The 2,899-nt window shown below is 71.5% G+C and carries 2 protein-coding genes; both read right to left on the bottom strand.

Features of this window, described 5'->3' with window-relative positions; genetic code table 11:
- Window positions 1–130 precede the first annotated feature (130 nt).
- The gene (locus C1I98_RS37420; RefSeq protein WP_199537513.1) at window positions 131–805 is read right to left on the bottom strand and encodes a Crp/Fnr family transcriptional regulator; all 675 of its coding nucleotides are present in this window, start codon (window positions 803–805) and stop codon (window positions 131–133) included.
- Window positions 806–833: 28 nt separating this feature from the next.
- A partial coding sequence (locus C1I98_RS37415; protein WP_199537512.1) for an adenylate/guanylate cyclase domain-containing protein occupies window positions 834–2,899 on the bottom strand: 2,066 nt, incomplete at its 5' end.

Here is a 2,899-nt window from a genome sequence, read left to right as displayed (position 1 = left end):
CCCCCTCAGCATGCGTCCACGCACCTGTCACCTGTGACTTCGTGCGAGACCCCGGCAGCGGTTGCATCGTTCCGGCGGCGCGGGCCGGACGCCGGGCCATGGCGTTGGCGCGGATAGCGGGGGAAGGGCGTCAGCGGGCGCGTTTGCGGAGGGCTTCCAGGTCGTGGATGGTGACGCGACGGCGGCCGGTCTCGATGAGGCCGCGGTCGCGGAGGGAGCGGAGGGCCTTGCTGACCGCCTCGCGGGAGGCGCCGGTCCAGCCGGCGAGCTCGTCCTGGGAGAGCGGCAGCGCCACCCGGACCCCGCCGGCGGACTGCTCGCCGTACCGTTCGGCCAGCTCGACCAGGCGCGTCGCGACCCGGCCCGTGGTGTCGAAGGCGCCGTACTCGATCCGCTTGCGGTCGGAGTCGCGCAACCTGCCGATGATCAGCTTCATCAGCAGCACCGCGACCTGGCCGTTCTCCCGCAGGAACCCCGGGAAGTCACCGATCACCAGGGCCTCGACCGGCTCCAGCGCGGTCACCGTGCCCGAGCGTGGCCCGCCGTCGATCGCCGACATGTCGCCGAGCAGCGCCCCCGGCCCCCGGACGGCGAGCACCACCTCGGTGCCGCCCTCGGTGTGCGAGGAGACCTTGACCCGCCCGGAAGTGAGCACGGCCACCCAGTCGGCGGTGTCACCCTCGCTCATCACGGCCGCGCCGCGCTCCCAGCGGCGGGTCCGGGCGCTCGCCCGAAGCGCCGCGATCTCGTCTTCGGTCAGCAGATCCATGAACTCGCCGGGCTCCGTGGTCGGCTTGACGCTCATCGGGCTGCCTCCAGGGACGCGGGGGGAATCACCCCCGATTATTTCCCGGAATCCGGTGCCCGGCGATGGATCGGAGCACAAATGCCTCCACCGGCTGGTCCTTGCCTTTCAGCCGCAGCGGGCCGAGCGGGCTCGCCACGGCGGTTTCGCCGAGCAGGTCGTGGGTGGTGGAACCGATCACGACCGTACCCGGCTCGGCCAGTGACTGGAGCCGGGCCGCCACGTTCACGCAGTCGCCCATCGCGTTGAAGCCACGCAATTCCGGGCTGCCGATGTTCCCGACGAGCGCCATTCCGGTGTTTATCCCCACGCGGAATTTCGGCCATTCGATCGTGCTGCGGCGCCCCGCCGCCTGTTCGCCGAGCACCTCGGCGGCCACCCGCTCCGCCGCCTCCTGCATGGCGAGCCCCGCGAGGGCCGCCGCGCGGGCGTGGTCCGCCTGCCGGGCCGGCGCGTTGAACAGCGCCAGCAGGGCATCGCCGACGAACTGCACGATGGTGCCGCCGTTGTCCAGAATGCAGGGGACGGCGGCGGTGTGGTACCGGTTGAGCATTTCCACGATCTCGCCGGGGGAGACCTTCTCGGAGAAGGTGGTGAACCCCTTCAGGTCCGCGAACAGCGAGGTCAGCTCCACCAGCGACCCGCCGAGTGCGGCCTGCGCCGGATCGGCGAGCAGCGCGGAGGCCACGTCCGGCGACATGTACTGCCGGAAGAGCGTGGACAACTCAGCGTAAAGCCGGTCGTTCTCCAGCGCGATCGACAACTGGTTGGCGAGCAGCGCGGCCAGCGGTTCGTCCTGCGGGGTGACCCCGACCGGCACCCTGATCACGCCTGCCAGCCTCCCCTTGACGGTGAGCGGGTAGATGAGCCGGTCGTGGCCGTCCCTGAGCGGGGTGGCGCGGGCGAAGTCGGCCTCGCGGTAGTCGGCCGCGCCCATCGAGACCGTGCCGTCGGCGACCAGGCTGATGCGGACGTCGCCGTACGCCTGCCGCACCCGGTCCAGGGAGGCGGTGAGCAACTCGCGCTCGGCGCGGCCCACCCGCGCGCCGCGCCCGACGTCCACCAGTGCGGCCAGCCGGTCGGAGATCTCGCGCTCGTTGGCCAGGGCCGTGCCCGCGCGGTCGAGTACCGCCGCCTGCGCCTCGGTCAACCCGAACTTCCCGGCCAGCCGGGTCGCCTCCGGCACCCTGGACACCGAACCCTGCCGCAGGTGATCGACCAGCTCCTCCAGGGCCTGGGCGTACTGGGCCTGGAGCCGCCGCACGGTGGCGGCCAGCGCGATCGAGTCGAACAGTCCCGCGCTGGAACCCTCGTGCCGGAACTGGAGGTAGCCGCTGTAGGCGACGAACACGAACGCGAAGGTGAGCAGTATGTGCCACTCCCACCAGGAAAGGTGCCAGTTGTTGCGGCTCATCCCGGCGATCATCGCCTCGGCGAGCAGCGTGTACGCGGTGATCAGGCTGACCAGCATGGCGGCCGGGCGGCGGCGGTGCAGCCGGAACATCATCACCGCCGCCGCCCCGTACAGGGCCACGGCGACCAGCGAGAACGCGCCGAGCGTCGCCCCACCGGGCGGCGGCGGGGCGCTGAGCGGGGTCAGGCCGGGGAGCAGGGAGGCGGCGGTCCAGGCGAGGAGCAGTACGGCGAGACCGGCGCGGAGCGGGCGGGCGGCGGCGAGCACGGCCTGGGCGGCGCGGCCGTCCAGGGGGAGCGCGGACATGAAGGCGAAGACCGAGGCCACGGTCAGGCCGACCGGCTGGTCCAGGTCGAAGCCCATGCTGCCGGTGGGAAGGATGATCTTGGGGGTGCTCAGGCCGTGCAGGAAGAAGAAACCGGCATTGGTCAGGAAGACCAGGGAGACCAGGAGGATGCGGGCGTCGGGACGGCGGATCAGGGCGCGGGTCATCAGCAGGCCCAGCGCCAGGTTGATGCCCGCGACCAGGATGATCAGCCAGAAGTGGCTGGTCTCGTGCTGCCAGATGATGTTGATGTCGTCCTGGGCGAGCAGCAGCCACAGGCCGAGCATGGGGATCACCATGTGGATCGCCCACACGACGCCCCGGACGGGCTGGGTGGCGGGGGGCAGGTAGAGAT

This window comes from Spongiactinospora gelatinilytica (assembly GCF_003236385.1).
Taxonomy (GTDB): Bacteria; Actinomycetota; Actinomycetes; order Streptosporangiales; family Streptosporangiaceae; genus Spongiactinospora; species Spongiactinospora gelatinilytica.
The sequence above is the reverse complement of the archived record's forward strand: the minus strand, read 5'-3'. Positions and strand labels throughout refer to the sequence as shown.